A 26,914-nucleotide genomic window follows, 5' to 3' on the forward strand; every position below is an offset into this window, starting at 1 on the left:
CAGCGAACTATGCATAGTGTCAGGGTCTGTTGCCGTTCCGGCAGCCGAGACGCCTGGAGAAAGCCATGACACACCGCGCAGGATTCTCGATCCCGATCCCGGGGTTACCGCTCAGAGAACACCGGACGCTTCTGGAGAGGGCGCCCGACTGGGGCTACACGGATGTCTGGACCGCCGAGTCGGCGGGTCCGGACGCCTTCACCCCCCTCGCGCTCGCCGCCGCCTGGTGCCCATCGCTACGGCTGGGCACCTCGGTGATCCCGGCCCAGACCCGCGGCCCCGCCACCCTGGCGATGACGGCGGCGACCCTGGCTGAGGCGACCGACGCAGAGGTGGTCGTCGGGATCGGGGCCTCCGGCCCGCCGTTCGTCGAGGACATCAACGGCATTCCGTTCCGCGAGCCCTACCGGCACGTGCGGGACACCGCCCGGTTCCTGCGCACCGCGTTCCACGGTGAGCTGGTCCAGGGGGACTTCGACACCTTCCGCATCAAGGGATTCCACTTGTCCCAGCTCCCGCCCAGGGCGCCGCGCGTGATGCTCGGCGCCCTCAGGCCGGGCATGCTGCGGCTCGCCGCCCGCGAGGCCGATCAGCTCCTTGCCCCCGCCCTCGGCGCGGAACTCCTTGGCGACACACGGTACGTCCTCGACGGTCAGGACGTTGGTGATCGCGCCCTCGGGCGCTTCTTCGTGTGCCCGACCGCCGACCGGGAGCTCGGCCGCATGATCGGGCGGCGCGTGCTGACCCCGATGCTCATGGCCCGCACCTACTGGGCGTTCCACTCCTGGTTGGGACGGGCCGACCTGCTCGGGCCCATGCGCGAAGCCTGGCTCGCCGGCGACTGGCACCGGGCGCAGACCCTGCTGCCCGACCGGCTGCTGGACGAACTGTTCGTGCACGGCAGCCCTGAGGAGTGCCGGGAGCACCTGGAGCGTTTCGTGGCCGCCGGCATCGACACCACGATCATCGCGCTCATCCCCCCACCCGAGTTCGGCGGGGGCCTGCCCGGCGCCACAGCCGCCCTGCACGCCCTCTCCCCGGCAGGCTCCTGACCGCAACGTCCCCCCACGGAGGAATCATGTCCGCCACCGCCACCGCCACCGCCACCGCCGACGGCACCGGCCGGCCCGCGTCCTTCGACGCGCCCACCAAGGCCCTGCTCACCGTCGGCGCCTTCGCCGCCCTGCTCGTCGGGTCCGACACGCTCGTCGTGTCACCCCTGATCCCCAGCATCGCCGAGGCCACCCACACCTCCGCCCACTCGGGGGGCCTGCTGGTGACCGCGTACGCCCTGGTGTACGCCGTGGTCGGGCCCCTGTTCGGCCCCGTCTCCGACCGCTGGGGCCGCAAGCCCACCGCCCTGGCCGGCCTGGTGGTCTTCTCGGTCAGCACCGCGCTGACCGGTGTGGGCTCCAGCTTCGCCCTCACCCTGGCGTTCCGCGCCCTGGCCGGTCTCGGTGCGGCCATGCTGCTGCCGAGCGTCTTCGCGGCCGTCTCCGACCGGGTCCCGCCGGAGCGCCGTGGCTCCGCCATCGGCGTGATCACCGGCATGCTCATGGGTTCCTCGGTCATCGGTGTGCCGGCCGGCGCCCTGGTGGCCCAGGTGGCTTCCTGGCGCTGGTGCTTCTTCGGCATCGGTGCGCTGGGCGCCGTGGCCCTGGTATGGGCCGCGCTGCGGTTCCCCGGCGGTCAGCCGCCCCGCCAACTGCCCGGCGGGCCGGTCAAGGTGTACATCGGTCAGTTCAAGGCCGCTCTGTCGATGAAGCCCGTGCTGTTCGTGCTCGGCTCGACGATGTTCTGGAGCGCGGGCCTGCAGGGCATGTTCGCCAACGTCGGCGAGTTCTACCGGTCCGCCTATTCCCTGACCACCGGACAGACCGGCCTGGCCATGCTGCTGGCGGGCGCCTGCAGCGTGCTCGGCAACCTTTACGGCGGCAGGACGGCCGACCGGTACGGACGCCGCCTGGTGATCGCCATCGCCGGCGTCGCTGCCGCGCTCGCCGTCGTCGTCTTCTCCCTGACCACCGGCTCCCTCGTGGCGGCGATCGTGGTGCAGGGCATCTGGGGCGCCGCGATCGGCTTCGGCCAGGCATCCCTGACCACCCTCGTCAGCGAGCTGAGCCCCCGCGCCCGTGGGACGGCGCTGTCGCTGAACGCGTCCTCCCAGTACGTCGGGGTCATGGTGGGCACCGCGGCCGCCACCGCGCTGCTGTCGGCCGGCTCCAGCTTCTTCGTCATCGGTGCGCTGTGCGCGCTGTGCACGCTCATCGTCGTTCCCCTGGTCCTGGTCTCCCGGACCCGTACCGCCGACGCAGCCGAGCCGGGGGCCGTCGGCGCCTCCTCCACCGCCCCGGCATCGAGCCCCGAAGGAAAGGCCAGCTGAATGACTGCCATGACAGATGCCGAGAAGGCCCAGTTCGTCCTCGGGGTCTACTTCCGCCCCCAGGCGGCGATTGAGAAGTACATGGGAGCGGAACGGCTCCCGGAGTGGACCGAGTACATGGCCGGGATCACGGCCGAGTCGACCAGGAAGCGGCCGCTCGACCCCGCGGACCAGGCACGCAGCCTCCTGGACGGCCTGGCGAGCATGCTCGACGTCTACGGTTCCGACTACACCACCACGGAAGCCGACGGGACCAAGCACCTGGAAGTCCGGCGCTGCGGCATCTACGACTACCGGGAGCGTGTCCAGCAGCAGGGCGTCGAACTGACCCTGAAGCGGCCCTGCGAGTTCTGCGTCGACTTCCGCTACCGCACCGCCGAGCAGCTGGGAGCCACGCTCTCTCACGAACTCGCCGACCGGGGCTGCAGCTGGACCTGCAGGACCGAGGGCGGCCCCACCGGGGACTGAACCGGTCCGGCGGCGTTTCCGGCACCCCTCGATCGTGCCGCACCCGTGTCGTCGCGGTACGACACGTAACCGAAGCAGAGATCTTCAAGGAGAAAGCATGTGTGGAATCGCCGGCCGGGCCGACTGGGAACGTGACCTCACCCAGGAGAAGGACACGGTGGAGGCCATGACCCAGACCATGGTGTGCCGTGGACCCGACGCCGCTGGCACCTGGCTCTCGCTCTGCGTTCACCGCCTCGTCGAGTACGCCTGGAACATTCCCTGGTCCCTGCACACTGCCGACGGTGTCCAGAAGAGTGTCCTGCGCCGGGCCGCCCGGGGACTGGTGCCCGACGCCATCGTCGACCGGCCCAAGAGCGCCTTCCCGTCGGGGGTCGGCTCCGCCTATCTGGCGGCGACCCGAGGGCGGGCCCGCGCACTGCTGGCCGACCGTTCCTCGCCGGTTCTCGCGCTGATCGACACGGATGCCGTCGCGGGCATGGTCCGTGCGACCGAGAGCGGCTCGGGTTCCTTCAGCCCACCGCCGATGCTGCCCCGCATCCTCCAGCTCGACGCGTGGCTGCGGCGCTACCGGGTCGATGTCGTCCTCTGAGGGCACGGTCCTCCCGAGCGGCGCGCAGGCCACGCGGGTACCACCCGACCGCTGGGAAAGGAACGATTCATGGCCGTGAACCGGCAGCTGACGATGTCTGCCCGTAGCACCTTTCACCGGGCCCGGATTCTGCTGCCCGAGGTGCCGCGGTGGGCAGCCGGCCGTGCCCCGGTCGCGGGGAGCGCGCGGTGATCCTGCGGACCGCGGCCGTGGTCGGGACCGGCCTGATCGGCACGTCGGTGGCCCTCGCCCTCAGCCGGGCCGGCGTCCAGGTGCATCTTGTGGACACCGACGCCGTGGCGGTCCGAACGGCCGCCTCCCTGGGGGCCGGGACGCCGACGGCGCCCAGGGAACCGGTCGACCTGGCCGTGCTGGCCGTGCCGCCGAGCATGGTGGGACCGGTCCTGTCCGAGTGGCAACGGCAGCGGCTGGCGCACAGCTACACCGACGTCGCCAGCGTCAAGCGGGCTACCGAACGGCACTTCGCGAAGCTCGGGGTGGACACGTCCACCTTCATAGGGGGCCACCCCCTGGCGGGCCGGGAGTGCTCCGGGCCGCTCGGGGCGCGGGCCGACCTGTTCCAGGACCGTACGTGGGTGCTCACGCCCTCATCGCAGACAGATGGCGAGACGCTCAACCGGACCCTGAGCATGGTGGCTACCTGCGGGGCGGTGCCCATGGTGATGGACAGCGGGCTCCATGACCGGGTCGTCGCTCTGACATCCCACGTGCCGCATGTGCTGGCCGCCCTGATGGCGGCGCGGCTGATACCCGCCCCCGACGCTGCCGTACGGCTCGCCGGGACGGGGCTGCGGGACGTGACCCGGATCGCCGCCGCGGACCCCGTCCTCTGGGCGGACATCCTCCAGCAGAACGCGGCGGACGTGGCGGACGTCCTGGACCTGGTGAGTGCGGACCTCTCGCAGGTCATAGGAACCCTCCGCGCCCTGAGTCCGGACCGGGGCGGCGCGCTTGCGGTGGACGGAGCAGTGCTGACCGACATGCTCGCCCGCGGTGTCGCCGGACGGGCCCGGGTGACGGGGACGCAGGCCGGAACCAGACCCGGTACGGTCACCGTGGCCGTGGCCTTCGCCGACGAGTCCGGAGCCCTATCCCAACTGTTGGACCTGGCCGGTGAGTTGACAGGCAACACTGCCCAGGCGGCGGTCTGGACTACGGAGCCGACGAGACCGGAGGCCGTGCCGTCTTCACGGTGCCGCCCCACCAGGCCCTGGATCTCGCACGCGGGTTGACGGACGAGGGATGGGCAGTCCGTGTCGAAACGTGGGGGAGCCGGTCGCTCCGCGTGGTGCGCGGTGAGTCACGCGGCGACGAGTCGACGGTCCGCGAACCGGCCCTCAACGGCGGCCGTACGAGGTGACGGGCCGGCCGCCATATCGGACCGTCCTTTTCGATCTGGATGGTGGCCGCCGCACCGGACCGCACCTTCCGCCACAGCGGGAGGTACGGTTGAAGTTCAACGATCACCGAACAAGCGAACCACGGAGCCCCTGTTGCGCTCTCTCAGCGAGCCCGCCCGCGAGGACATCCAGCTCGCCGCCGTCTTCCACGCGCTCAGCGACCCGGCGAGGCTGCACATCGTGCAGGACCTGGCCAACGGTCAGGAACGCAACTGCAGCAAGCTCAACACACAGCTGGCGAAGTCGACGCTCTCCCATCACTTCAAGGTGCTCAGGGAGGCGGGGATCACCCACACCAGGGTCGACGGCACCTGGAGATTCATCTCGCTGCGGCTCGACGACCTCGAGGCCCGCTTCCCCGGCCTGTTCGACGCCGTGATCCGCTGTCTGGCCCATCCAGCCCCCGCCGCGCCGGTCACCGGCGAGTAGGAGCCGTCCTGGGGGATTCCGGGGCGCCCGTTCCCCCGGTGCGGCGCCTCAGGCGGCGGAGCTTGGGGTGAGTTCCAGCACATCCCCGATCGCCGGGTTCATCGCCAGGAACTCGACGGGCAGGTCGTGCAGCGCGTCCGACAGAGCCCGCAGCACAGAATCGACCAGCGCCTCGCCGAGGTGTGCGGCGACCCGCAGCGTCACGGGAAGCGACCGGTCCGGGTCGGTGAGCGAAGCCGGTAAGAGAGGGTGCAGCCCCCATATGGCCTCGGCGCCGGCGAAGAGCAGGCTCACTCAGGAGCTGACTTGGATAGTGAAGCTGTCGGAGGTAATCGACCGCTGCTCGGTCGTCCATGAGGTGACAGGTAGCGATTCCGCCCTCGGTGAGGCGTCGGAAACCAGTCGTGAGACGCGGACGACGGTTGCGGGCGCTCATCGAGCCAGTGCTGCCACTCCCGCCGCAGAAGGCACCTGGCCTCCAGGCCGGTGAATGCCAGGCTGCGCTCAGATTCCACACCGGGCCGCGCTTCTCCACGACCCGGCTCCAGTGGATGCGATGTGCGTGGACGCCCAGGAAAGGCGGGTAGGCGGCGCTCGGCCTGGACTGGTCCTACGTCCGGATCCCCTTGACTGGCCGCGGGTGCCGCGCGTTGTGGCCGCCGGCGGACTGCCTCCCAGCGGTCCGCCGGACGGCCACATAAGTACTCCAGTGTCCGTCACTCGAAGCCTCCGGCCTGGCCTGAGTCCCAGGAAAGTCCCAGAGGCGCCTACGAGTTCCCTCCTGCGTCGTATTTGTGCAGGTCAGGGTGGGGTTCGCGATACTTATCCGGTCGCCGACCTTGACGACGAGGATCAAGCTCGCCGTCCAGGGCTTCTCACGCGATCCGGTAACTACTGGGCGGAGCCGGTAGAGGCCGGACGGTCCGATGAGTTTCTTGACGTCGGCGTCCTCGCGGTACGGATCGTCTCCCAGCGCCGTCAGTGCGGCGAGGATGCGCATCGCGGCCGGTTTGTCGATCGCCCGGAGTTGTCGTTGTGCCGGGGTGGCGAACCGGAACGCGTACTCACGCCGCGCCGTCACCCCGTTCGCTGAACAGGTCGGCCAGCAGCTCGGCCATGGTCACCGTCGGACCGCCTTCGGCCAGAACGGCCTTGGCCTCGCGGGCGAGCAGTTCGTCGGCCGCTTCTTCGAGTGCGTTGAAGTCCGCGATGGGGACCAGGGCGGCCACCGGGGCGCCGTTACGGGTGATTATGGTCGGTGCGCCCTGCTCCGCACGATTGATGTGGTCCGCGAGATGGGCACGGGCTTCGCGCACGGTCACAGCGTTCTCACTCATGACAGCAGTGTACGCGCGGGTGTGTACACGCACCTGTTCGGCGTCAAACCGGTGCGGGTTCGCCGGAGATACTGGACGGCATCGCGTTCGTCGCCGCGGAAGCGGTCGAGACCGACAAGCAGCGGTCCTGCCTGCTGAGGCGGCGCTTCGATGAGCCGATCGGAGCGCCACCCCCCTGCTTCAGATGTTGCGGTAGACGTTACGGCGGTCGCCGGCCTTGACGGCGAGGATGACGAGCTCGCCGTCGAGTACCTGGTAGGCGATGCGGTAGCTGTCGACCCGAAGCCGGTAGAGGCCGGAGGGCCCGGTCAGCTTCTTGATGTCTGCGTCCTCGCGCAAGGGATCGTCACCCAGAGCGGTGAGCGCGGCGAGGATGCGCATCGCGGCCGGCTTGTCGATCGCACGAAGTTGCCGTCGTGCCGAGGTGGTGAACCGGAAGACGTGCTTCACGCCGAGCCGTCACCCCCCTCGCTGAACAGGTCGGCCGGCAGCTTCGGCCATGGCCACGGTCGGGCCGCCTCCGGCAAGTACTGCCTCGCCCTCGCGGGCGAGCAGTTCGTCGGCCGCTTCGTCGAGTGCGTTGAAGTCCGCGATGGGGACCAGGGCGGCCACTGGGGCGCCGTTCCGCGCGATTATGGTCGGTGCGCCCTGTTCGGCACGGTTGATGTGGTCCGCGAGGTGGGCTCGGGCTTCGCGCACGGTCACTGCGTCCTCACTCATGTCGGCAGTGTACTCGCGGATGTGTACACGCGCCGACGGGTGGCGACGGAGTGCGGATTCACCGGAGATAGGGCGGTATCGCTTTCGACGCCGCGGAAGCGGTGGAGACGGCGGACCGCCGGCCCTGACCTTCCGACGCGTTGAGCCCGCGCCGCCCTGGTGACCCGCCCGGGGCGCCTCGGCCGCGTTCAGACGCCGCGACGGTAGCCCACCCTTGAAGTCGGCGGCGGGAGTTCCGTGGCCGGAGTCGGCCTGGTCCGGGGGTGGTTCGGGCCTGGAGCGGGTATCGACCCGGCCTTGTGGCGGCCTGTTCGGGAGGCGGAAGAGCCTTCGAATGCACGAGCTTCGTGAAGTTCTTCACAAGGAAAAGAGGTCCGCAGGGTGACGCGGAGGGTCCTTCGGGGCGTTCCCGGGCCCCGCGGGCCCTTTTTGTGCGAGCGTTCGTGCGATTGCGGGAGGGCGGACGCGCGGCTCGGTAGGTATCCACGAACCCGGTGGTCTACTCCGTTTTCGGCCTAGGAGGCCAGTTCAGGACGGGTGAACAACGTCTGTCGTTGCACCGTGGTTCCCGTTCGGCACCATGACGTGGGTCACGTGGGCGGCGCAGTGTAGCAGAGGGTTCCGAGTACCTTGTGAAGGGGCTCACGAGCGTCACCCCTTGGGGTGCTGGATACTCGTTCCATGAGCACCACGGAGCGTCCCAGGATCCTCGTTGTAGGAGGTGGGTACGTAGGCCTGTACGCAGCCAAGCGCATCATGAAGAAGATGCGCTACGGCGAGGCGACCGTCACGGTTGTCGACCCGCGCTCGTACATGACCTACCAGCCCTTCCTCCCCGAAGTGGCCGCAGGCAGCATCTCGCCTCGGCACGTCGTCGTCCCGCTGCGACGCGTGCTGCCCAAGGCAGAGGTCCTCACCGGCCGGGTCACCAGCATCGACCAGGACCGCAAGGTCGCCGTCGTCACGCCGCTCGTCGGCGAGGCGTACGAGCTGCCCTTCGACTACCTGGTGATCGCGCTCGGCGCCGTCTCCCGCACCTTCCCGATCCCCGGCCTCGCCGAACAGGGCATAGGCATGAAGGGCGTCGAAGAGGGCATCGGCCTGCGCAACCACGTCCTCGAGCAGCTCGACAAGGCCGAGTCCACGACGGACGAGAACGTCCGCCGCAAGGCCCTCACCTTCGTCTTCGTCGGCGGCGGCTTCGCCGGCGCGGAGACCATCGGTGAGGTCGAGGACATGGCCCGCGACGCGGCCAAGTACTACTCCAGCATCAAGCGCGAGGACATGCGCTTCATCCTGGTCGACGCGGCGGACAAGATCCTTCCCGAGGTCGGGCCGAAGCTCGGCACCTGGGGCAAGGAGCACCTCGAGTCCCGCGGCATCGAGATCTACCTCAACACCTCCATGGACTCCTGCGTGGACGGCCACGTGGTGCTGAAGAACGGCCTCGAGGTCGACTCCAACACCATCGTCTGGACCGCCGGCGTCAAGCCGAACCCGGTCCTGGCCCGCTACGGCCTCCCGCTGGGTCCGCGCGGCCACGTCGACGCCTCCCCGACCCTCCAGGTCACCGGCACCGACTACATCTGGGCCGCGGGCGACAACGCCCAGGTCCCGGACGTCGCGTCCCGCAAGGCCGGCGTCGAGAACGCCTGGTGCCCGCCGAACGCCCAGCACGCGCTGCGCCAGGCCAAGGTCCTCGGCGACAACGTCATCTCGGGCATGCGGGGCTTCCCGCAGACCGAGTACTCGCACTCCAACAAGGGTGCGGTGGCGGGCCTCGGCCTCCACAAGGGCGTCGCGATGATCGTCATGGGCAAGATGAAGATCAAGCTCAAGGGCCGGCTCGCCTGGTACATGCACCGTGGCTACCACGGCATGGCCATGCCGACCTGGAACCGCAAGATCCGCGTCTTCGCCGACTGGACCCTCGGCATGTTCCTCAAGCGCGAGGTCGTCTCCCTCGGCGCGCTGGAGTCCCCGCGCGAGGAGTTCTACGAGGCCGCCAAGCCGGCCCCGGCCCCGGCAGCCGCCCAGGCCCCGGCCCAGAAGGCGAAGGCCTCCTGACGCGCGCCTGAGCACGCCATGCACGCCCCGAAGGGGCCGCCCGCCATCCGTGGTGCGGGCGGCCCCTTCGGCGTTCCCGCCATCGCGGCGGCCCCCGGTCGGCGGGGGCCCCGGCGTCGGGGCGGGGCTTCGGGGCCGGGCTTCGGGATGGGGGCACGGGCTTCGGGGCGCGGGCCCAGGCTTCCGGGCGCGGGCCCGGGCTTCCGGGCGGGGGCCCGGGCTTCGGGGCGGAGCCCCTGACACGCACGCCTCGTGCCGTCCTGGGGTGTTCCTTGAGCCGCCTCCGCGAAGATCGTCCGTACAGGGCCTAACCCTCGCCGGAAATGGGTAGGCCGTTCGGTCGGAACTTCTGGAGGTGCCTGCCATGACCGACGCCGCGCCGCGGCTGGCCGCTCTCGCCGAAACCCTGCTGGGCGCCCCCGTGCCCGTGCGCATACGAGCCTGGGACGGCAGCGAGGCCGGCCCGTCCACTGGACCGACCCTGGTCCTGAACCACCGCCGGGCGCTGCGCCGCATGGTGTGGAAACCGGGCGAACTGGGTCTGGCCCGGGCCTGGGTGGCCGGTGAACTGACCGTCGAAGGGGACCTGTTCGAGCTGCTGGACCGGGTGGCCGGGCTGCTCTGGGAGCGCGAGCCCGCCCCCGCGCCGGCCCCGAAGCCCGCGGCCACCGGCCTCGCGAAGCTCGCCGCCCTGCGCCCGCACCTGCCGGCCGCCGCCTCCGGCGCCGCCGGAACGGCCGCTCTGCTGCGCGACCCCGAGGTACGGGCCGCCGTACGCGACCTCGTCGCCCTGGCCCGGCCCTGGCCGGCGCCCGCGCCGCCCCCCGAGGAGGCCGCCCGCCGCGGGGGCGCCATACACAGCAAGGGCCGCGACCGCCAGGCGATCAGCCACCACTACGACGTCGGCAATGCCTTCTACGAGCACGTCCTGGGCCCCTCGATGGTGTACTCCTGCGCGTACTGGAGTCCCGGCGGCACCCTGGAGGACGCGCAGCGCGACAAGCTCGACCTGGTCTGCCGCAAGCTCGACCTCGCCCCGGGCCTGCGCCTGCTCGACGTCGGCTGCGGCTGGGGCTCCATGGCCCTGCACGCCGCCCGTGAGTACGGGGTCCAGGTCACCGGCATCACGCTCTCGCAGGAGCAGGCCGTCTACGCCCGCAAGCGGGTCGCCGAGGAGGGTCTGGCCGACCGGATCGACATCCGGGTCCAGGACTACCGGGACGTCAAGGACGGCCCGTACGACGCGATCTCCTCGATCGGCATGGCCGAGCACGTCGGCGCCGCCCGCTACCGCGAGTACGCGCACACGCTGCACGAACTGCTCCGCCCCGGCGGCCGGTTGCTGAACCACCAGATCGCCCGGCCGCCGGAGCCCGACGAAGAGGCCTACCGGATCGACGAGTTCATCGACGCCTACGTCTTCCCCGACGGGGAGCTGTCCCCGATCGGCACCACCGTCGGCGAACTGGAGCGGGCCGGCTTCGAGGTCCGCGACGTGGAGGCGCTGCGCGAGCACTACGCGCTGACCCTGCGGGCCTGGGTGGCCCGGCTGGAGCGGCACTGGGACGAGGCGGTCCGGCTGACCTCCCCCGGCCGCGCCCGGGTGTGGCTGCTGTACATGGCGGCCTCCGCGCTCGGCTTCGAGCACAACCGGCTCGGCGTCAACCAGGTCCTCGCGGTCCGCCCGGGGAGCGGCGGGGTCTCCGGGATGCCGCTGCGGGCCCGCGAGTGGGGCGCGCCGCAGAATCCGTAGCAGGTGGTGGTACGGGTGAGGCCCCGCGACCGGAACTCCGGTCGCGGGGCCTCGCCGCATGCTGCGCGAGCGGAACTGCGGTCGCGGGGCCTCGCCGCAGGCGGGCCGCGCCTACTCGGTCTTGATGGCGGTCAGCATGTTCAGCCGGGCGGCGCTGCGGGCCGGCCACATGGCCGCCAGGGCGCCGACCACACCGGCCAGCAGCATGAAGACCGCGATCCGGTCGAAGGGGACGACCAGCGCGTAGTGCGGCACCCCGTCCTTGATGGTCTGGCCGACGGCCCAGGCGATGAACGTACCGAGGACCACACCGATGACCGCGCCGAACAGCGAGATCACGACGGCCTCCAGGCGGATCATGTTCTTGACCCGGCCCCGGTCCAGGCCGATGGCGCGCAGCATGCCGATCTCCTGGGTCCGCTCGTAGACGGACATGGCCAGGGTGTTGACGACGCCGAGCACCGAGATGATCAGCGCCATGCCGAGCAGGCCGTACATGATGTTGAGCGCGGTGTTGATCGCGCCGCCCAGCTCGTTGCGCATGTCCTGCTGGGTGGCGATGCTCATCGCCGGGTTCTTGCCGAGGGCGTCGACGAGGGTCTGCTGGGCCTTGGCGGAGGGGCCGCCGTCCATCTTGACGAAGACCTCGGGCAGGTACGGCTTCTCCTCGTGCTGGCTGAGGATCTTGTAGTCCAGTACGTACGGGGAGAGCATGCCGTCCATCTCCTTGTAGACGGCGCCCACCACCAGATCGGCCTTCTTGTCGTCGTCGAAGGCGGTCTTGAGGACCGAACCTACCTTGAGGCCACGGGACTTGGCCGTCGTGTCCGCGACCGCCAACTGGCCCTTGCCGAGGCTGTCCAGAGAACCGGACACGACTTCGATGTTGAGGAGCGACCCGATCGCGGACGGCTCGACGCCGGAGGCGGAGGAGAACTCCTTGCCGCCGCCGAAGCGCAGTGAGCCGGCCTGCTGCGGGGAGACCGCCTTGACGCCCGGAGCCTTGGCCAGTGCGCCGATCACGCTCTGGTCGAGGCCGCCGAAACCGCCGGACAGGGAGATCTTGTAGTCGGCCTTGAGCTTGTCGGTGGTCATCCGGTCCACGGCCTTGCCCATGGTCACGCCGAGCACCGACAGGGCGGTGACCAGGGTCAGTCCGATGGCGAGCGAGGCGGCGGTGACGGCCGTGCGGCGCGGGTTGCGCACCGCGTTCTGCGCGGCCAGCTTGCCGGCGACGCCGAACGCCTTGCGCAGCGCCGGGCGCAGGGCCGCGATGACCGGGCGGGAGAGCGCGGGCAGCAGGACGATGATGCCGATCATCGTGAGGAACGCGCCCCCACCGATGACCATCTTGCCGTCCTTGCCCATCAGCGCGCCGCCGAGGATCCCGGCCAGGCCGAACAGGGTGAGCGCGCCGCCGATGCTGTTGCGCAGCACCAGGGACTTGGCGGTGGCCGGCAGGTGGGCACTGCCCATGGCGGCGACCGGGGCGATCCTGGCGGTGCGGCGGGCGGGCAGCCAGGCCGCGAGCAGCGTGACGAGGACACCGATGGCGATCGCGCTCGCGATGGTCACCGGGCTGACGACCAGCGGGCCGGCCGGGATCTTCGCGCCGATGGAGTCCATCAGGGAGCGCATGCCGACGGCGAGGCCGACGCCGGCCAGCAGACCGACGGCGGAGGAGATCACGCCGACGACGAGGGCCTCGGCCAGCACGGACCGCTTGACCTGGCCGCGGTTGGCGCCGATGGCGCGCAGCAGGGCCAGTTCCTTCGTGCGCTGGGCGACCAGCATCGTGAAGGTGTTGTAGATCAGGAAGATGCCCACGAACAGCGAGATGAGCGCGAACGTCAGCAGCATCTGGTTGGTGGTGTCCATCTGCCGCTCGATGTCCTTGGCCTGCTCGGCGGCCAGCTCGGCGCCGGTCTTGGCCGTGGCGTCCTTGCCGACGAGCGGCTTGACCTCGGACAGCAGCCGGTCCGCGCTGGTGCCGGGCTTCGCGCTGACCGAGAGCTCCTGGTAGAAGCCGGGGGCCAGGTAGAGCTTCTGGGCGGTGGCGGTGTCGAACAGCACCAGCGAGCCGCCCGCGTTGACCTGGCCGTCCTCGGTGGTGAACACGCCCGAGAGGGTGTACTCGCCAGGGAGGCCGTTGGAGGCCACCCGCACCTTGTCGCCGACCGCGTACTCGCCGCGGCGGGCGGTCTCCTTGTCGAGGGCGATCTGGTCGGCCTTCGCAGGGCCGTTGCCCTGGGTGAAGGCGTAGCGCGGGTCCTTGCCGTCCTTGACGGGGGCGAAGTTGGAGCCGCGGTTGGCCCAGCCGCTGCCGATCAGCTTGCCGGAGGGGTCGGCGACACCGGCGAAGCCGGAGACGCGGCCGGAGACGGTGTCGACGCCCTGGAGGGCCTTGACCTTGTCGAGGGTCTGCGCGCTGATGCCCGGCTCGCCCTCCTTGGTCCCGTCGTCGTTGCGGGAGGGCCCGTCGGCGGTGACGGAGACGGCGATGCCGGTGAAGCTCTTGGCGGACTGGCCGGACAGGGCCTTGCCGACGGTGTCGGTGAAGACGAGCGTGCCGGAGACGAAGGCCACGCCGAGGACGACGGCGAGCACCGTCATCAACAGCCTGGCCTTGTGCGCGAGTACGTTGCGCAGGGCGGTACGGAACATGGTGGAGGCGTCCAGTGGTCGGGGGGTCAGCGGGGACGGGGAGGGGGCGTCCCTCAGCTGGTGCGGCCCTTGGCGTCGAAGGCCTTCATGCGGTCGAGGACGCCGTCGGCGCTCGGGTTCAGCATCTCGTCGACGATGCGGCCGTCGGCGAGGAAGATGACGCGGTCCGCGTAGGAGGCGGCGACCGCGTCGTGGGTGACCATGACGACGGTCTGGCCGAGTTCGCGGACGGAGTTGCGCAGGAAGCCCAGTACCTCGGCGCCGGAACGGGAGTCGAGGTTGCCGGTCGGCTCGTCACCGAAGATGATCTCCGGCCGGGAGGCGAGGGCGCGGGCCACGGCAACGCGCTGCTGCTGGCCGCCCGACAGCTGCGTGGGGCGGTGGCCGAGGCGGTCGGAGAGGCCGACCATCCGGATGACCGAGTCCAGCCACTGCTGGTCGGGCTTGCGGCCGGCTATGTCCATCGGGAGGGTGATGTTCTCCAGGGCCGTCAGGGTCGGCAGCAGGTTGAAGGCCTGGAAGATGAAACCGATTTTGTCGCGGCGCAGCTGGGTCAGCTGCTTGTCCTTGAGGGAGCCGAGCTCGGTGTCACCGATACGCACGGAGCCGCCGGAGAAGGTGTCCAGACCCGCGACGCAGTGCATGAGCGTGGACTTGCCGGAGCCGGAGGGGCCCATGATCGCGGTGAACCGGCCCTGGCCGAAGTCGACGGAGACGTTGTCCAGCGCGACCACCTGGGTCTCGCCCTGGCCGTACACCTTGGACAGCTGCGTGGCACGGGCGGCCACCGCCTGGGTGGTGGGGGCGTAGTTCATGGCGGTCACGGGTGACTCCTGTCGAGCGGGATGCTGCGCTGGGGCGGGACCCTCCCATCCTCGCCGCGCGCACCCCCGCCCCGGATCAGCCGCGGTGCCGGTTCGACGGCCCACTGGAGGCTGACACGGGGGCGTACACCTCCTCCTCTGGTATGACGCCGCTCCCCGTGAGGGCGCCGTGCGCGGGGGGTGGCGGGTGGGGTGGCGCGGGGAGGCGAAATCCCGTCAAATGCGCGCGGCAGGGATCATCCCCCGCGAGGTGCCGACCGTGCGTTATCGCACCTGACGCCCACTCAAGCGCCAATAGAATCAGACAACATCGGACAGACGCCCAGGTCGGAGCAGGGATACTTACGGATAGGCTCACCCTGGGCGTCCACAGTTCTTCCACGGGGGCCGCCAAGCCCTGCCCGGATGGTGGAATGCAGACACGGCGAGCTTAAACCTCGCTGGCCTTCGGGCCGTGCCGGTTCAAGTCCGGCTCCGGGCACCACACCCCCCCACCCCCCGGCCGCCCCGCCGGCGCACCGCCCCGGCGGAACACCACCCCTCCGCCTCACCCCGAGCCCGTGGGCTTCGCCGTCACCGACTCGATGAACGCGGCCGCTTCGTGCTCGGCGACGGGGACGTGGTCGATGTCGTCGTGACCGAGGGCGTAGCGCTTGAGGTACTCGGTCGGCTCCCAGCGGAGGTTGCGGGTGAATGCCTCGTCGTGGGTCCCGTCCTCTTCGACCCGGCGGCGGAGGATGCCCCTCGGGCTCTGCCGCGGGTGCCGTTCGTCGATCTTCGCGTAGTACGTGACGTCGCCCTCGGCATCCAGCGCGTCCAGGGTGGCGGGGGCGAGGGTGAGGAAGGGGGGCGCGGAGGCGTTGGTCTCCACGGTGCCCAGCGGGATCATCACGCCGTTGAGGTCGAGGTACTCCTCCAGGTGGAACCCGCCACCGCGCTCGAACATCAGCAGGAGCGGCTCGTACGGGTCCGGCAGACCGGCGGTCGGCTCGGTGCGGGCGTCACCCAGGCAGGCCCAGCGGACGGCCGCGCGGCACGTCGTCCGCAGTAACTCCGGCGCCAAACCCTGCACCAGCTCTTCCACCTCCGCGGCCACGTCGGCGGGCGTCTGCACCTCGGCGTCGACGTGTTCCGCCACGTCGAAGAAGGGCCACGCCTCCTCGGCCCCGCAGGCCCGGGCCCACAGCGCCGAGCGGCGCAGAAACTCCCGCACCAGCAGCGCCCGCGAGTGCTCCCGCCCGAAAGCCGAGGTCTCGTCACTCCAGTCAACCGCACGCAGCCGGTCCAGCACGGTGCGCGAAGGATGGTCGGTCACTTGAGGTTCAGCCGCCGGTCGCGGTCGCGGCGGCGAACACGGCCGAGCCCACCTGCATCGCGTTCACCCAGGCGTCCCAAGTCGGGTAGATCTCGCCCTTCGGGTCCACCAGGCAGTGGGCCTTGGCCAGCATGAGCGTGGTGTCCAAGGCTTCGCCCAGACCCGTGCAATCGCCCTCCAGGCCGTCGATCCACCCTTCGGCACTCTCCTGGAGTCCGGCGACTCCCGCTTCTGCGTTCCCGGTGGGAAACGGGTGGCGGGACACGCTCTCGACCACTGCTCTCCCTGACACGTACTCGTCCATCACACCGCCGCATTCACGCAGCAGCGACACCGGTACCTTCGCCGGCATGTCGAGGCGGGCGGTCTCCCGGCAGATCAGCGCGAGGTGGAAAGCCTGCACCCAGGTACCGGCGTTCAGGGGGGCGGCGCCGGATCAGGTGGGGAATTCGCCCAGCCATCCGTGCTCCAACAGGTACTTGGGAATGAACGGGGACTCCACACCGATCGGAAGTTTCCCGTCATAGGCCAGGCATGCCATGGCGAGTGGTCCGAGGGCGAGAGCGCCGTCGATGTCAGTCGCCCGCTCCTCATCCATCGTCCAGTACGCTTTGTGCGAGTTCAGCGCCTCCGTCAAAGCCGGGCCGAATTCTTCCTCATGCTTGCGGACGAAGTGGTAGAAAAGGTTGAGTGGCGGATAGATCACGCCTTGCAGAGCATCGGGCGGGGTGTTGCGTGCGACCTCGGGATTCGAGGCCTCGAACGCGGCCATGAGCTTTTCAGCCAAGCCCGGGCGTCGGAGCCAGTAAGTCTGCTGGACGTCGATCCAGTGATAGATGAATTCATCGTAGGTGCCTTCCGGTGAGCGCAATCGCTCGATCGGGACTTCGCACAGCTGCGTCATCCGCTTCTGCTCGCGGCAGATGACGGCCAGCCAGAAGGCGCTCAGCCAGTTTCCGGCATTGGCGAACGGCTGGTGGCCGATCGCCGGAATGGTGCGCAACTTGTCGTTGATGAAGCACTGCACGGAGCCCTCGCTCGTGCCGGTCACGGCGAACAGCGCCGAGCCGACCTGCATCGCGGTAACCGTGGCTTCCCACGTCTCCAGCCGGGCCCCCGAAGGATCGGCCACGGCGTGTGCCTGCAATGCGAGGAGAGCGCTGCTGAACGTGAAGTCGATCATGTGCGGCGACTCTTCGAGCTCCTCGACGTAGCCCACCATCCGCTTGCTCAGCCGGTCGGCGAACTCTTCCGCATCGGGGCGGGGCGCGATGTGCCGGGCGACAGATGTGGTCACGGAAGACTCCTCTTGCTGATGTCGAACCTCCGGTACTCCAAGCCAGTGTAGCTTCCGGTGTTCTTGCCACCCTTGACGACGATATATTCCAGTTTGCCGTCTCTGAGCGCCGCTCGAAGCTTGTCCGACAGCTCCGTTTCACCCCGCTTGTCCATTTCCCTCAGGATGTCGAGGAAGTATTCCCTGGTCCCCTGGGAAACGGACGGCCCCTTGACGCCGGGCATGTTGGGAGGTGCCGGAAGGTCGCGTTTGCCGAGGCGTGTGTCAATGCTGCTCTTCGATTCGATGACGAGGGCTCGTCCGTCATCGTGCAACCACACCTGATCGAACTGATCGTTACCGTTCTTCGGTCCCAGTAGCTCTTGCTCGGCGAAGTCCGGGTAGTTCTCTGCGACGAAGTGGTGCCGGGCAGTTGCTTCGCCGAATGCCTCGGTCGCGTCTCTCATTCCTGTGTGGGACGCCTTGTACACGGCTTCGGCTTGAGGCAAGCCGGACGAGTTTTTCCACTCGGTGACGAGATTGTTCCACGTGATGGCGGCATGACGCCTCTGGGCGAATCCGTGGAGATTGTCGAGCCGGTCAAGGTCTGAGACGTCGTCAGCCCCCAGAGGCTTGTAGTCGTCGTCCAGGAAGTGGGGTGCAGGGGGCTCGGGTGTGTCCTTGGCAGGAATCCAAGGAGCATCCTCAGCCAGCTTGGTGAGGTGGGGTGGTGTGAACCCGCTCTCGTCCTTGAGGTCCAAGCGCAAGCGGCGACCGAGACGGTTGTAATACCGCTCGCGATAGCCGGGTTCCTCGTTGGCCCGGTAGACCTGAATCTCTTCTATCTGTTCCTTGGTGAGGCTCTCGCGTTCCCCGTAGGGGTTCGGGCCATCCTGCATGAAGTCAGGACGTTTCACAGGTTGGCGGGGGGCGGGATCGTGACCACCCGTGGTCGGGTGGCTGTCATGGCCGCCCCCGCCCGGGGTGTCGGGGAGGTGGGAGCCGCCCGCGCCGGGGGTGTCGGGGAGGTGGGAGCCGCCCGCGCCGGGGGTGTCGGGGAGGTGGGAGCCGCCGGTGCCCGGGCCGTCGGGGTGGGAGCCGCCGGTGGAGGGGCCGTCCGGGTGGGTGCCGCCCGTGCTCGGGGTGTCGCCGTGGCCGTGGCCGCCGGTGGAGGGGGTGTGCGTCGGGTGGGAGGTGCCGCCGCCGGGGGTGGTGTTGAGGTCGTTGCGGGGCATGCCGTCCGGGGCGTGGCCGCCCGGGGTGTGGTTCCCGGTGTGGGCGGCGTTGTCGGCCGCGTGGACGGGGTCGGAGATGTCGGAGCCGAGGCGGATGGCGTTGTCGGCGTTGTGGGCGCCGACGCCGACCAGGACGGGGGTTTCGGCCTTGGGGGCGTGGGCCGTGGCCGGGACCGTCTCGGGCTTCGCGTCGGCGGCGTGCTGGTAGAGGCTGCCGTCCTTCGTGTAGAGGTTGCCGGCCGCGTCGATGTACTTCGCGGGGCTGTCGTCGAAGGGCAGCTTGACCGTGCCCGGCGGGAGGGTGGCGGTGCCCTCGGGGAGCTTGATGCCCCCGTCGGGAAGCTTGATCGCACCCTCGGGGACGGCGGTGCCGGAGGGGAGGTGAATCGTTCCGTCAGGCAGCATCGTCGAGCCGTCCGGCAGGGCGAACGCGCCGTCGGAGATCTTGGGGATCTCGACCTTGCCGATGCCCCGCAGACCGGCCATCACATCGCCGATCTTCGACAGGCCGGCACCCGCGCCCTTGAACACGTACGTCATCGGGTCGATGGCCCGCCCGGCCTTGCCCGCGAACGACAGCGCCTTCGCCGCGACGCCCGCCTTGCCCGCGCCCGAGGCCGCCGCGCCGGCGCCGTCGGTGAAGATCGCGGTGATCACGTTGAAGGTGACCGCGCCCGCCGCCCGCGACGGGTTCTCGCTCCACTGGTCCCACGCCAGCAGCGCCTTGCCCGTCTCCTTCATCGCCGTCCGCGAATCACGCAGCCAGGAGGGGAGGTATTTGCTCGGCATCGTCATGTACACCGAACCGACGCCCGGGATGATGGCGATGGACACACCGGTGGCCAGCTTCGCGAGCCCGGTCCACGCCTGCTTGGTGGCGTCCCAGCCGTCGAAGCCGACCAGCGTGCCCAGGCCCTTGATGGTGCCCCACACGCCGTCGACGATGACGCCCTTGCCGAAGTCGTAGGCGTGCTCCCACACCTGCCACCACGGCACCGACTCCTCGACCGCGTCACCCCACGGAAGCGACTTGGAGTGCTTGAGCGCCTCCGCGTCATAGCCGTACATGTTCGCGCCGTGCGAGCCGTCGTCGACCTTCAGCGGCGCTCCGCACACCAGCGCCACGATCTTGTCGTACGCGTTGCGTTCCGCCGTCTGGAACTGCGACCACACCTCGGCGATCTCGTTGCGCCGGTCGAGGTTCTCATCGACGAGATCCCCGTCCTCGTTCCACTTGTCGTCGCCGGAGACCTTGGACTTGAACGACGCCGCCTCCGCCTTGAGCGTCTCCAGCTTCTTCACCAGCGGGCGGATCTCGCTCGCGTACGTCCCCAGCGCGCCCGCGATGGTGCACATGTCGGTGGAGAACGACAAGGTGGTGTCCACGACCGGCTTCGTCACCGCGAAGAGCTGCTCGGCCTCGGGCGCCTTGTAGTACGCGGACATTCCGCCGAACGTGGTGTGCACCGAGGAGCCGGCGTTCGCCAGCGCGCCGCCGTCGCCCGACAGCGCCTTGACCTTCTCGTCCAGCACCGCGAGTTCACCGGTGAACACCGGCACCTCGGCGGGATCGACCGGATCGTTGTTGCTCACTTCGCGCCCCCCGTGGCGTCCCGCAGCTCGTCCAGCCGCACGTTCTTCGCCGCGTCCTGCGCGTGCTTGGCCGCGTCCAAGTCACCCTCGATGTACTCGTTCGTGGCCTTCGCCGCACCCAGCACCGCGGCCTGGATCCGGTCCACCATCGCCTTCACGTCCGGCTGGCGCTTCTCCAGGTACTGCGACAGCGCGGCACCCACCGGCCCCGTCGTGCCCCGGTGCGACAACGGCACCTGCCCCGTCGCCACCGGACCCTGCCGCGCCGCGTTCGGCACCGTCGCCGCCGAACCCGGCACCGCCGTGCCCGCCGCGTACGCCGCCTCCGACATGTGCGTCATCAGCGCGTTCAGCGCCTTCTCCAGCTCACCCGCCCGCTCACCGGTGAGCTTGAGCTGGCTCTGCACACCCTGCGGCTTGATGTCCCACGCCGTCATACGTCCCCCGAAAAACCGTTTCCGCTCAGCCGATGTTGTCGACCGCGGCCTTCGCCCGCGCGATCGTCTGCTGCGCCGTCGCGTCGTTCTTCTCCAGCGTCGACTTCAACAGGTGGATGATGTTCTTCACCTCTTGCGACGCGTTCTTCCAGCGCAGTTCCTTGCCGTGGTACTCATCCGCCACGCCATCGGCCGCGAAGTCCGACATCGCCGCCTTCACCTGCGCGTCCCGAGCCGCGATCACCTGCTCCAGCTGCCCGATCACGACCTGGATGTTGCCCTGCGCCTCGGTCGAGGCACCCGTGTCATACGAACGACGGTCCGTGCCACCGGCCATCACACATCACACTCCCCGTGTGGTTGGAAAGACTTACGACGTTCAGCGGCCGGCGAAGCGGGCCGCGTCGAAGTTCGCCGCCGACATCTGCTGCCGCGCGTTGTCACCCTGCTCGTGGTCACCGGTGCCGAAGGCCTGCTCCATCCCCGACTGACCGCCCAGGATCGCCGACAGAGCCGCGTTCAGCTCCTTCGTGATCCCGTCCGAGTGCTCCTTGAACGAATCGAAGGCGACCTTGCCCTGACCGTTGAACTTGCCCTCCAACGGATGCGCCGCCGTGATCAACTGCTGGATCAGCGTCCCCAGATCCGTACTCGACGTCCGCGACCCCGACATCAGGTTCGTCAGAACCTGCGTCCCCATGTCGAACTTCATCCCACACCCCCATCACCAGAGAACGACCACAAGTATGGTCGATTCTGCCAACCTACATCGCTTTCGCAACCAGCAACCGGCAGCTGTGACCAAAGCCGGACATCGATGTCCGCCTCCCAACCAGTGTCCTCACGCGCCCTTCAGATGCCGCATCAGCAGCTCGAAGTCCGCCCACCCGGCCAGGTCCGACGGGTCCCCCGGCAGCGGGTAGTACAGCGCCGGCCGGCTCTTGGGACCCAGCGGCAACGGCCGCTGCGCCAGCGGGGTGTTGCGCGCCCGGTCGCCCGCCATCGCACGCACCTCCTCCGCACCCAGGACGAAGGCCACCGGCACGCCCGGTCCCTCGAACCAAGGCGGCACCGCCAGATCGCGGCGGGCCCTGCGCAGCTGTACGAGCATGGACTGCAGGTGGTGGCGGGTGGCGAGGACCTCGGCGGTCCGGGGCAGGGCGTCCAACGGCGGCTCCTCGTCCGCCCCGTAGCCGAACGCGAGGGTGACCTCCTCCTCGACGCCCGCCTTCGTACGGCGGACCCGCACCGTGGCGACGCCCGGGCGCTGCGGCCCGCCGACCACCACGAACCAGGACGGCTCCGGCGCCCGCGCGTACGCGACGTCGGTCAGCCGGGCCGGGGACCACGGGAGGTTGGCCGGCTCCGCGGTGCCCCACCCGGCCGGCGGCCCGCCGGTGAGCTCCCGCCACACGGCCTCCAGGGCGTCCCCGAGGACGAGCCGTTCATCGGCGGGGTGGACCGCGCGGAAGGTGACGGCCAGCTGCCGTTCCCCGGTCGCGGCGACGTCCCGGAACGCGGCGGCCACCGGGGTGCGCGGGTCCTCGGGGGTCGCGTCCAGCGCCTCGACCGGGGCGAACAGCCCGCTCTGCCAGCGCAGTACGGCCCCGGTGAGGCCGTCGTAGTAGCCGTCCCGCTCGTCCTGCACCACCCAGCGCGAGGGCCAGCCGCTCAGGCCGTCCCTGACGGCGGGGGAGAGGGTGGTGCCCGGCGGGGTGACGATCTGCAGGCCCAGCTCGGCTTCGGCGGCGGCCCGGAAGGCGTCCGAGAGCCAGGCGGTCATGGCCACCACCGGGCGGTCCTGGATGACGACGGCCACCCGGTCGGTGAGCACGTCCACGGCGGGCTGCGCGGCGGCCGGCTCCGGCGCCACGGCCACCCCCTCGGTCCGCACCACTCCCAGCGAGCGCCCGGGCTCGCGCGGCCAGGCGGAGCCCCCCGCCAGCGCGGCCAGCCGGGCCGCGAAGGTGCCCGCCAGCCGGGCGGCGTCCTCGACGCCGGTGGTGGCGCGGGCCTCCGTCCACCAGAACGGGACCGGCGGGGCGGTGGCTCCGAGCAGCCGCTCGGCCTCCCCCTCGACCTGCACCAGCAGCGGCGCCTCGATGGAGACGAGCGGGCGGCCCTGCTCGTCGCACAGCTGCACCACGGCCCGCTCGGCCGCCGCGTTCACCAGCTTGTCGGGGCCGCCGGAGAGCAGTCCGGCGAGCACGGTCCACGGGTCGGGCATCCGCTCGGTGAGGGCGACGACGTCCTTGGTCATGTGCTGGTCAGATCCTTCGGTCGAAAGGCGTGCGGGGAGCGGGCACGGGTCCGGCGCTCACCCACGGCTGTTCACGGTTCGTACACGGCCGTGCGCGATGCACCCGCGGCTGTGCGTGGTTCACACGCGGCCGTGCGCGATGCACCCGCGGCCGCCCACCGTTCACCGGCGGCCGTACACGGTCTGGATCAGGCGGCTCGACTGGCCCCGGCGCACCAGCACCCCCCGCCCGGCGGGCTGCTGCGAGGCGTACACCCCGGGCAGCAGCTGGCCCTCGCTGCGGTCGCCCGCCATGACCAGGGCCGAGGCGCCCGACTCGCGCAGCCCCTGCACCAGCGGCTCGTACATGCCGCGCGAGGCGCCGGCGACCCGGCGGGTCAGGACGAAGTGCAGGCCGATGTCCGCGGCCGAGGGGACGTACGGCAGGAACGGCGCCAGCGGCGACTGCCCGGCCGTGGTCAGTACGTCGTAGTCGTCGACGAGCACGACGATCCGCGGGCCGCCGCCCCAACTGCCCGGCTCCAGGTCCTCCAGCGGCGCGGTGTCGTCGGGCATCCGCCGCTCCAGCTCGGTGGCGATGCCGGCGGACAGCCCGGCGCACAGCTTCGCGTTGTACGCGTAGCCGCCGTTGAACTCCTCCGGGACCACCCCGCGCAGGCCGCGCCGCGGGTCCATGACGGCGAAGACCAGTTCTTCCTCGTTATAGCGTTCGATCAGCCCGCCCGCGATCGTCGCCAGCAGGTTCGTCTTCCCGCACTCGCTGTCGCCCAGGACCAGCAGGTGCTGGTCGTGCCCGAACAGGTCGACCAGGACCGGCGCGAGCGCCTGCTGGTCCAGGCCGATCGGCACCCGCTTCGGCTCGGCGGCCGGACCGGGCAGCAGGTGCGGCTCCAGCACGTGCGGCAGCACCCGTACCGGCTGGGCCGTCTCCCCGCTCCAGGTGGCGCGCACCGTTCGGGCCGTGCGCTCCAGCACGGCGCCCAGCTCCGACGGGTCGGCCCGGCCGTCCGTCCGGGGCAGCGCGACCTGCGCGAAGAGCTTCCCGTCGGTCAGCACGCGGCCCGGTTCGTCGGGCGACAGCGTCTCGGCCAGCTTGCGGTCGACGCTGGACTCGCTGGGGTCGTTCAGCCGCAGCTCTACCCGCGTGCCGAAGTTCGACTGCGTGGCGATCCGTACGTCGTTCCAGCGCAGCATGCCGGCGACGACGTGGATGCCGTACCCGCTGCCGCGCTTGAGGATGTCGACGACCGCGTCGTCCAGGCTCTCGAAGTCGTCGCGCAGCGCGCCGAAACCATCGATGACCAGGACGATCTCCGCGGAGGCGAGCTGCGGCAGCCGGCCCGCCGCGTGCAGGGTGCGCAGCTGCTCGACGGAGTCGATGCCGTGCTCGCGGAAGAGCTCCTCGCGGGCGGCGAGCATCGTGCGCACTTCCTCCACGGTCCGCGCCGCCCGTTCGCGGTCCGCCCGGCCGGCGATCCCGCCGACGTGCGGTAGCCCGGCGAGGGCCTGGAGCCCGCCGCCGACCAGGTCGAGGCCGTACACGCCGACTTCCTGCGGGGTGTGGGTCAGGGCGAGCGAGAGGACCAGGGTGCGCAGCAGGGTGGTCTTGCCGGACTGCGGCCCGCCGATGACGGCGGCGTGCCCGCCCGCGACCGTGAGGTCGAGGTACCACTCGCCCTGCCACTGTTTCGTCGGGTCGTCCAGCACGCCGAGCGGCACCGCCAGCCGGCCGCGCCGCCTGGCGAGCTGCATCCCGCGGGGGCCCACGTCCAGCGGGCCCGCGACCGTGTCCAGCGCGATCGCGCCGGGCAGCGGGGGCAGCCAGATCCGGCGCACCGGTGCGGCGGCCTGCTCCAACTGGCCGACGATGACCCCGAGCTCGGTCGGACCGGTCTCGCGGCGCCGCGCGGCGGGCTCCTGCGCCTGCGCGCCGTCCGGCCTGGCCGGGCTGTTGAACGCCTCGTACGGGAGGGCGAGCGGCCCGCTGTCCTGCTCGTCGGCGCGCTGGACGGGGCCCCGGTAGCCGCCGGAGACGTAGCTCGCCTTGAAGCGTTCGTAGTGGCTGGTGTCCACCTTGAGGTAGCCGAAGCCGGGCAGCGGCGGGAGGTGGAAGGCGTCCGTGGTGTCCAGGACCGTACGGGACTCGTCGGCGGAGAACGTGCGCAGCCCCAGCCGGTAGGAGAGGTAGGTGTCCAGGCCCTTGAGCTTGCCGCCCTCGATCCGCTGGCTGGACAGCAGCAGGTGTACGCCGATGGAGCGGCCGATCCGCCCGATGGACAGGAAAAGGTCGATGAAGTCCGGTTTGGCGGTGAGGAGTTCGCCGAACTCGTCGATGACCACGAACAGGTGCGGCAGCGGCTCCAGATCGGGCCGGCGCTCGGCGCGCAGCGCGTTGTAGTCGCCGATGTCGGCGATGTTGCCCGCGTCCTTGAGGACCTGCTGGCGGCGCTTGACCTCGCCCGCGAGCGAGGCGTGCACGCGCTCGACCAGACCGGCCTGGTTCTCCAGGTTGGTGATGACTCCGGCGACGTGCGGCAGACCGGCGAACGGCGCGAACGTCGCACCGCCCTTGTAGTCCACGAGGACCAGCGCGAGGTCCTCCGGCGGATGCGTCGCCACCAGCGCGAGGACGAGGGTGCGCAGCAGCTCCGACTTGCCGGAGCCGGTCGCGCCGACGCACAGGCCGTGCGGGCCCATGCCCAGCTCGGACGACTCCTTCAAGTCCAGCAGCACCGGCTCGTGGGAGTCGCTGATGCCGATGGGCACGCGCAGGAAGGCCCGCTCCCCGCGCGGCGCCCACAGGCCGTTGACGTCGAGCTGGGCGACGTCCTCGATGCCCAGCAGGCTCGCGAAGTCGACGGGGCCCGACAGCGGGGCGTCGATCAGCGACTCGGCGGACAGGCGCAGCGGCGCCAGCATCCGGGCCAGGCCCTCGGCGAAGGGGACGCCGACCTCGTCCACCGTGCCGTGGGCGCTGACCGGTCGCTCTTCGCGCAGGTCCTCGATGAGCACCCGGTCGCCCTCTACGGTGATCCGTACGCCGACGTGGCCCGGCTCCTGGATCCGCTGGTCGAGGAGGTGCAGGACGGTGACGCCCATCTCGCGCAGCCCGACGGCGTCGTCGGGGCGCGGGAGTTCGACCGCGTCCTCCCCGTGCCCGTCGGCGATGACGAGCAGCCGGGAAGTCATCGACAGGGCGTCCTTGCCGGACAGGCCGCGGCGCACCTCGGCGGCGTAGGAGGCCCGGCGGCGCAGTTCGGGGCCCAGCAGGCGGGCGAGCTGCGGCGTGGACGGGGCGATCCGGCGGGCGGCGACGGGGCCGTCGAGCTGCTCGGTGTCCAGCAGGTGCGGCAGCCACTTGGCCCACTCCCAGTCCCCCAGCCGGTCACCGGGCACCGCCAGGGCGATGGCCACGTCGTCGGGGGCGTGGGTGGCGGCGGCCTGCATCATCAGGGCGCGGGCGACGCGCAGCCCGTCCTCGCGCGGGCCGATCACGGTGACGTTGCCGACGCGGTCCAGCGGGACGGTCAGCGGCAGTTCGGTGCCGGTGCGGAAGCGGGCGGTCAGCGCCGAGGCCTCGTTGAGCATGAAGCGGTCCGGTGGGGTCAGGACCGTCGAACCCTGCTCGGCGATCCGCAGGTCGCGCACCGGCATCTCGCCGGTCCCCACGCGCACCCGCAGGAAGTCCCCGTCGACGCGGCGGCGTTCCCACAGCCGGGCCGGGTCGCGCACGATGTCGTACAGGGCGCTCGGAGGCGGGTTGAGCACGCCGGCGTGCTCCGCCCGCTCGCGTTCCTCGGCGGCGAGTTCCTCCCGGAGGTCCTCCAGGTAGGCGAGGTAGGCCTCCCGCTGGGTGCGGCGGGTGCGCTGGGCCTTGCCGCGCTGCGAGAAGACGAGGCCGACGGAGCCGACGACGGTGACGACGAGGATCAGCGCGCCGAGCGCCGCGAACTGGCTGTTGCGGACGACCGTCATCATCACCACCGACGACATCACGCCGGCCACGGGCAGCAGCGACATCGCGATGTTGCCCGCCTTGCCCTCGGGGAGGTTGGGCGGCGCCTCGATGGTGCGGGCCTCGGAGGCGGCCGGGGGCCGGACCGTCCTGGCCGGGCGGTGGATCAGTCGGGTGCTCATCTT

The 26,914-nt window shown here is 70.6% G+C and carries 22 protein-coding genes, 1 tRNA gene and 2 pseudogenes; 9 read left to right on the top strand and 16 right to left on the bottom strand.

Translation table 11 applies throughout. The annotated features are described in order from the left end of the window. Nucleotides 1–65 precede the first annotated feature (65 nt). From ACIA6C_RS26215 to ACIA6C_RS26240, 6 genes are all read left to right on the top strand, one after another. Entirely contained in the window at nucleotides 66–1,052 is a 987-nt protein-coding gene (locus ACIA6C_RS26215) for an LLM class F420-dependent oxidoreductase (protein WP_399279393.1), read from the top strand. A 26-nt stretch (nucleotides 1,053–1,078) separates the two neighbouring features. Next, nucleotides 1,079–2,383: an MFS transporter gene (locus ACIA6C_RS26220; RefSeq protein WP_399279395.1), complete on the top strand. Its 1,305-nt coding sequence runs from the start codon at nucleotides 1,079–1,081 to the stop codon at nucleotides 2,381–2,383. Further along, nucleotides 2,384–2,851, top strand: coding sequence for a hypothetical protein (locus tag ACIA6C_RS26225; protein WP_399279397.1), 468 nt, complete (start codon nucleotides 2,384–2,386; stop codon nucleotides 2,849–2,851). A 97-nt stretch (nucleotides 2,852–2,948) separates the two neighbouring features. Next, nucleotides 2,949–3,443, top strand: coding sequence for an asparagine synthase-related protein (locus ACIA6C_RS26230; RefSeq protein ID WP_399279399.1), 495 nt, complete (start codon nucleotides 2,949–2,951; stop codon nucleotides 3,441–3,443). A gap of 188 nt (nucleotides 3,444–3,631) precedes the next feature. Further along, on the top strand, nucleotides 3,632–4,696 hold the full coding sequence (locus ACIA6C_RS26235; RefSeq protein WP_399279401.1) for a prephenate dehydrogenase: 1,065 nt from the start codon (nucleotides 3,632–3,634) through the stop codon (nucleotides 4,694–4,696). A gap of 261 nt (nucleotides 4,697–4,957) precedes the next feature. Then, the gene (locus ACIA6C_RS26240) at nucleotides 4,958–5,293 is read left to right on the top strand and encodes an ArsR/SmtB family transcription factor (RefSeq protein WP_399279403.1); all 336 of its coding nucleotides are present in this window, start codon (nucleotides 4,958–4,960) and stop codon (nucleotides 5,291–5,293) included. Between the two features lie 48 nt (nucleotides 5,294–5,341). Here ACIA6C_RS26240 and ACIA6C_RS26245 read toward each other — a convergent pair whose 3' ends face one another. From ACIA6C_RS26245 to ACIA6C_RS26265, 5 genes and pseudogenes are all read right to left on the bottom strand, one after another. After that, entirely contained in the window at nucleotides 5,342–5,587 is a 246-nt protein-coding gene (locus tag ACIA6C_RS26245) for a hypothetical protein (RefSeq protein ID WP_399279405.1), read from the bottom strand. A 532-nt stretch (nucleotides 5,588–6,119) separates the two neighbouring features. Continuing rightward, a pseudogene (locus ACIA6C_RS26250) lies at nucleotides 6,120–6,374 on the bottom strand (type II toxin-antitoxin system RelE/ParE family toxin); the annotation flags it as partial. Then, nucleotides 6,358–6,630: a type II toxin-antitoxin system Phd/YefM family antitoxin gene (locus tag ACIA6C_RS26255; RefSeq protein ID WP_399279406.1), complete on the bottom strand. Its 273-nt coding sequence runs from the start codon at nucleotides 6,628–6,630 to the stop codon at nucleotides 6,358–6,360. The gene ACIA6C_RS26255 and the pseudogene ACIA6C_RS26250, both read right to left, overlap by 17 nt. A 180-nt stretch (nucleotides 6,631–6,810) precedes the next feature. Continuing rightward, on the bottom strand, nucleotides 6,811–7,080 hold the full coding sequence (locus tag ACIA6C_RS26260) for a type II toxin-antitoxin system RelE/ParE family toxin (protein WP_399279408.1): 270 nt from the start codon (nucleotides 7,078–7,080) through the stop codon (nucleotides 6,811–6,813). Then, a pseudogene (locus ACIA6C_RS26265) lies at nucleotides 7,077–7,350 on the bottom strand (type II toxin-antitoxin system Phd/YefM family antitoxin). The gene ACIA6C_RS26260 and the pseudogene ACIA6C_RS26265 overlap by 4 nt, the downstream one beginning before the upstream one ends. A 681-nt stretch (nucleotides 7,351–8,031) precedes the next feature. Here ACIA6C_RS26265 and ACIA6C_RS26270 point away from each other — a divergent pair. Together ACIA6C_RS26270 and ACIA6C_RS26275 are read left to right on the top strand one after the other, a co-directional pair. Beyond that, nucleotides 8,032–9,417: an NAD(P)/FAD-dependent oxidoreductase gene (locus ACIA6C_RS26270; protein WP_361137152.1), complete on the top strand. Its 1,386-nt coding sequence runs from the start codon at nucleotides 8,032–8,034 to the stop codon at nucleotides 9,415–9,417. 364 nt (nucleotides 9,418–9,781) lie between these two features. After that, entirely contained in the window at nucleotides 9,782–11,170 is a 1,389-nt protein-coding gene (locus ACIA6C_RS26275) for a class I SAM-dependent methyltransferase (RefSeq protein ID WP_399279410.1), read from the top strand. A 111-nt stretch (nucleotides 11,171–11,281) separates the two neighbouring features. On the opposite strand, the gene ACIA6C_RS26280 is transcribed toward ACIA6C_RS26275, so the two are convergent. Further along, a complete protein-coding gene (locus ACIA6C_RS26280; protein WP_399279412.1) occupies nucleotides 11,282–13,834 on the bottom strand; it encodes an ABC transporter permease in 2,553 nt (850 codons plus the stop codon). A 53-nt stretch (nucleotides 13,835–13,887) separates the two neighbouring features. After that, nucleotides 13,888–14,649 carry an ABC transporter ATP-binding protein gene (locus ACIA6C_RS26285; RefSeq protein ID WP_361137255.1) on the bottom strand — a complete coding sequence of 254 codons (762 nt, stop codon included), beginning with the start codon at nucleotides 14,647–14,649 and terminating at the stop codon, nucleotides 13,888–13,890. A 408-nt stretch (nucleotides 14,650–15,057) separates the two neighbouring features. On the opposite strand from ACIA6C_RS26285, the gene ACIA6C_RS26290 reads away from it, so the two are divergent. Beyond that, nucleotides 15,058–15,142 (top strand) — tRNA-Leu (locus tag ACIA6C_RS26290). A gap of 63 nt (nucleotides 15,143–15,205) precedes the next feature. Here the strand turns inward: ACIA6C_RS26290 and ACIA6C_RS26295 are convergent. From ACIA6C_RS26295 to eccCa, 9 genes are all read right to left on the bottom strand, one after another. Further along, complete coding sequence (locus ACIA6C_RS26295) at nucleotides 15,206–15,973, bottom strand: hypothetical protein (RefSeq protein ID WP_399279414.1); 768 nt, start codon at nucleotides 15,971–15,973, stop codon at nucleotides 15,206–15,208. 7 nt (nucleotides 15,974–15,980) lie between these two features. Further along, nucleotides 15,981–16,394: an Imm49 family immunity protein gene (locus ACIA6C_RS26300; RefSeq protein WP_399279539.1), complete on the bottom strand. Its 414-nt coding sequence runs from the start codon at nucleotides 16,392–16,394 to the stop codon at nucleotides 15,981–15,983. A 15-nt stretch (nucleotides 16,395–16,409) separates the two neighbouring features. Then, a complete protein-coding gene (locus tag ACIA6C_RS26305; RefSeq protein WP_399279416.1) occupies nucleotides 16,410–17,270 on the bottom strand; it encodes an immunity 49 family protein in 861 nt (286 codons plus the stop codon). Beyond that, nucleotides 17,267–20,077, bottom strand: coding sequence for a hypothetical protein (locus ACIA6C_RS26310; RefSeq protein ID WP_399279418.1), 2,811 nt, complete (start codon nucleotides 20,075–20,077; stop codon nucleotides 17,267–17,269). The genes ACIA6C_RS26305 and ACIA6C_RS26310 overlap by 4 nt, the downstream gene beginning before the upstream one ends. Further along, nucleotides 20,074–20,514, bottom strand: a complete 441-nt coding sequence (locus ACIA6C_RS26315; RefSeq protein ID WP_366082719.1) for a DUF6507 family protein — start codon at nucleotides 20,512–20,514, stop codon at nucleotides 20,074–20,076. Before ACIA6C_RS26315 ends, ACIA6C_RS26310 begins: the two co-directional genes overlap by 4 nt. A 25-nt stretch (nucleotides 20,515–20,539) precedes the next feature. After that, nucleotides 20,540–20,851, bottom strand: a complete 312-nt coding sequence (locus ACIA6C_RS26320) for a pore-forming ESAT-6 family protein (RefSeq protein WP_329195808.1) — start codon at nucleotides 20,849–20,851, stop codon at nucleotides 20,540–20,542. 42 nt (nucleotides 20,852–20,893) lie between these two features. After that, complete coding sequence (locus ACIA6C_RS26325; protein ID WP_361137137.1) at nucleotides 20,894–21,226, bottom strand: hypothetical protein; 333 nt, start codon at nucleotides 21,224–21,226, stop codon at nucleotides 20,894–20,896. A gap of 129 nt (nucleotides 21,227–21,355) precedes the next feature. Beyond that, entirely contained in the window at nucleotides 21,356–22,774 is a 1,419-nt protein-coding gene (locus ACIA6C_RS26330) for a DUF6177 family protein (protein ID WP_399279421.1), read from the bottom strand. Between the two features lie 162 nt (nucleotides 22,775–22,936). Further along, nucleotides 22,937–26,911 carry a type VII secretion protein EccCa gene (gene eccCa, locus ACIA6C_RS26335; RefSeq protein ID WP_399279424.1) on the bottom strand — a complete coding sequence of 1,325 codons (3,975 nt, stop codon included), beginning with the start codon at nucleotides 26,909–26,911 and terminating at the stop codon, nucleotides 22,937–22,939. Nucleotides 26,912–26,914 lie beyond the last annotated feature (3 nt).

The organism is Streptomyces sp. NPDC051578 (assembly GCF_044454045.1).
Lineage (GTDB): Bacteria > Actinomycetota > Actinomycetes > Streptomycetales > Streptomycetaceae > Streptomyces.

Excerpts from the sequence above, each read along its gene's own strand:
- ACIA6C_RS26255 (WP_399279406.1), bottom strand. The coding sequence starts at position 6,630 with ATGAGTGAGAACGCTGTGACCGTGCGCGAAGCCCGTGCCCATCTCGCG.
- ACIA6C_RS26320 (WP_329195808.1), bottom strand. The coding sequence starts at position 20,851 with ATGGCCGGTGGCACGGACCGTCGTTCGTATGACACGGGTGCCTCGACC.
- ACIA6C_RS26315 (WP_366082719.1), bottom strand. The coding sequence starts at position 20,514 with ATGACGGCGTGGGACATCAAGCCGCAGGGTGTGCAGAGCCAGCTCAAG.
- ACIA6C_RS26270 (WP_361137152.1), top strand. The coding sequence starts at position 8,032 with ATGAGCACCACGGAGCGTCCCAGGATCCTCGTTGTAGGAGGTGGGTAC.
- ACIA6C_RS26230 (WP_399279399.1), top strand. The coding sequence starts at position 2,949 with ATGTGTGGAATCGCCGGCCGGGCCGACTGGGAACGTGACCTCACCCAG.
- ACIA6C_RS26280 (WP_399279412.1), bottom strand. The coding sequence starts at position 13,834 with ATGTTCCGTACCGCCCTGCGCAACGTACTCGCGCACAAGGCCAGGCTG.
- ACIA6C_RS26220 (WP_399279395.1), top strand. The coding sequence starts at position 1,079 with ATGTCCGCCACCGCCACCGCCACCGCCACCGCCGACGGCACCGGCCGG.
- eccCa (WP_399279424.1), bottom strand. The coding sequence starts at position 26,911 with ATGAGCACCCGACTGATCCACCGCCCGGCCAGGACGGTCCGGCCCCCG.
- ACIA6C_RS26330 (WP_399279421.1), bottom strand. The coding sequence starts at position 22,774 with ATGACCAAGGACGTCGTCGCCCTCACCGAGCGGATGCCCGACCCGTGG.
- ACIA6C_RS26275 (WP_399279410.1), top strand. The coding sequence starts at position 9,782 with ATGACCGACGCCGCGCCGCGGCTGGCCGCTCTCGCCGAAACCCTGCTG.
- ACIA6C_RS26225 (WP_399279397.1), top strand. The coding sequence starts at position 2,384 with ATGACTGCCATGACAGATGCCGAGAAGGCCCAGTTCGTCCTCGGGGTC.
- ACIA6C_RS26215 (WP_399279393.1), top strand. The coding sequence starts at position 66 with ATGACACACCGCGCAGGATTCTCGATCCCGATCCCGGGGTTACCGCTC.
- ACIA6C_RS26325 (WP_361137137.1), bottom strand. The coding sequence starts at position 21,226 with ATGAAGTTCGACATGGGGACGCAGGTTCTGACGAACCTGATGTCGGGG.
- ACIA6C_RS26285 (WP_361137255.1), bottom strand. The coding sequence starts at position 14,649 with ATGAACTACGCCCCCACCACCCAGGCGGTGGCCGCCCGTGCCACGCAG.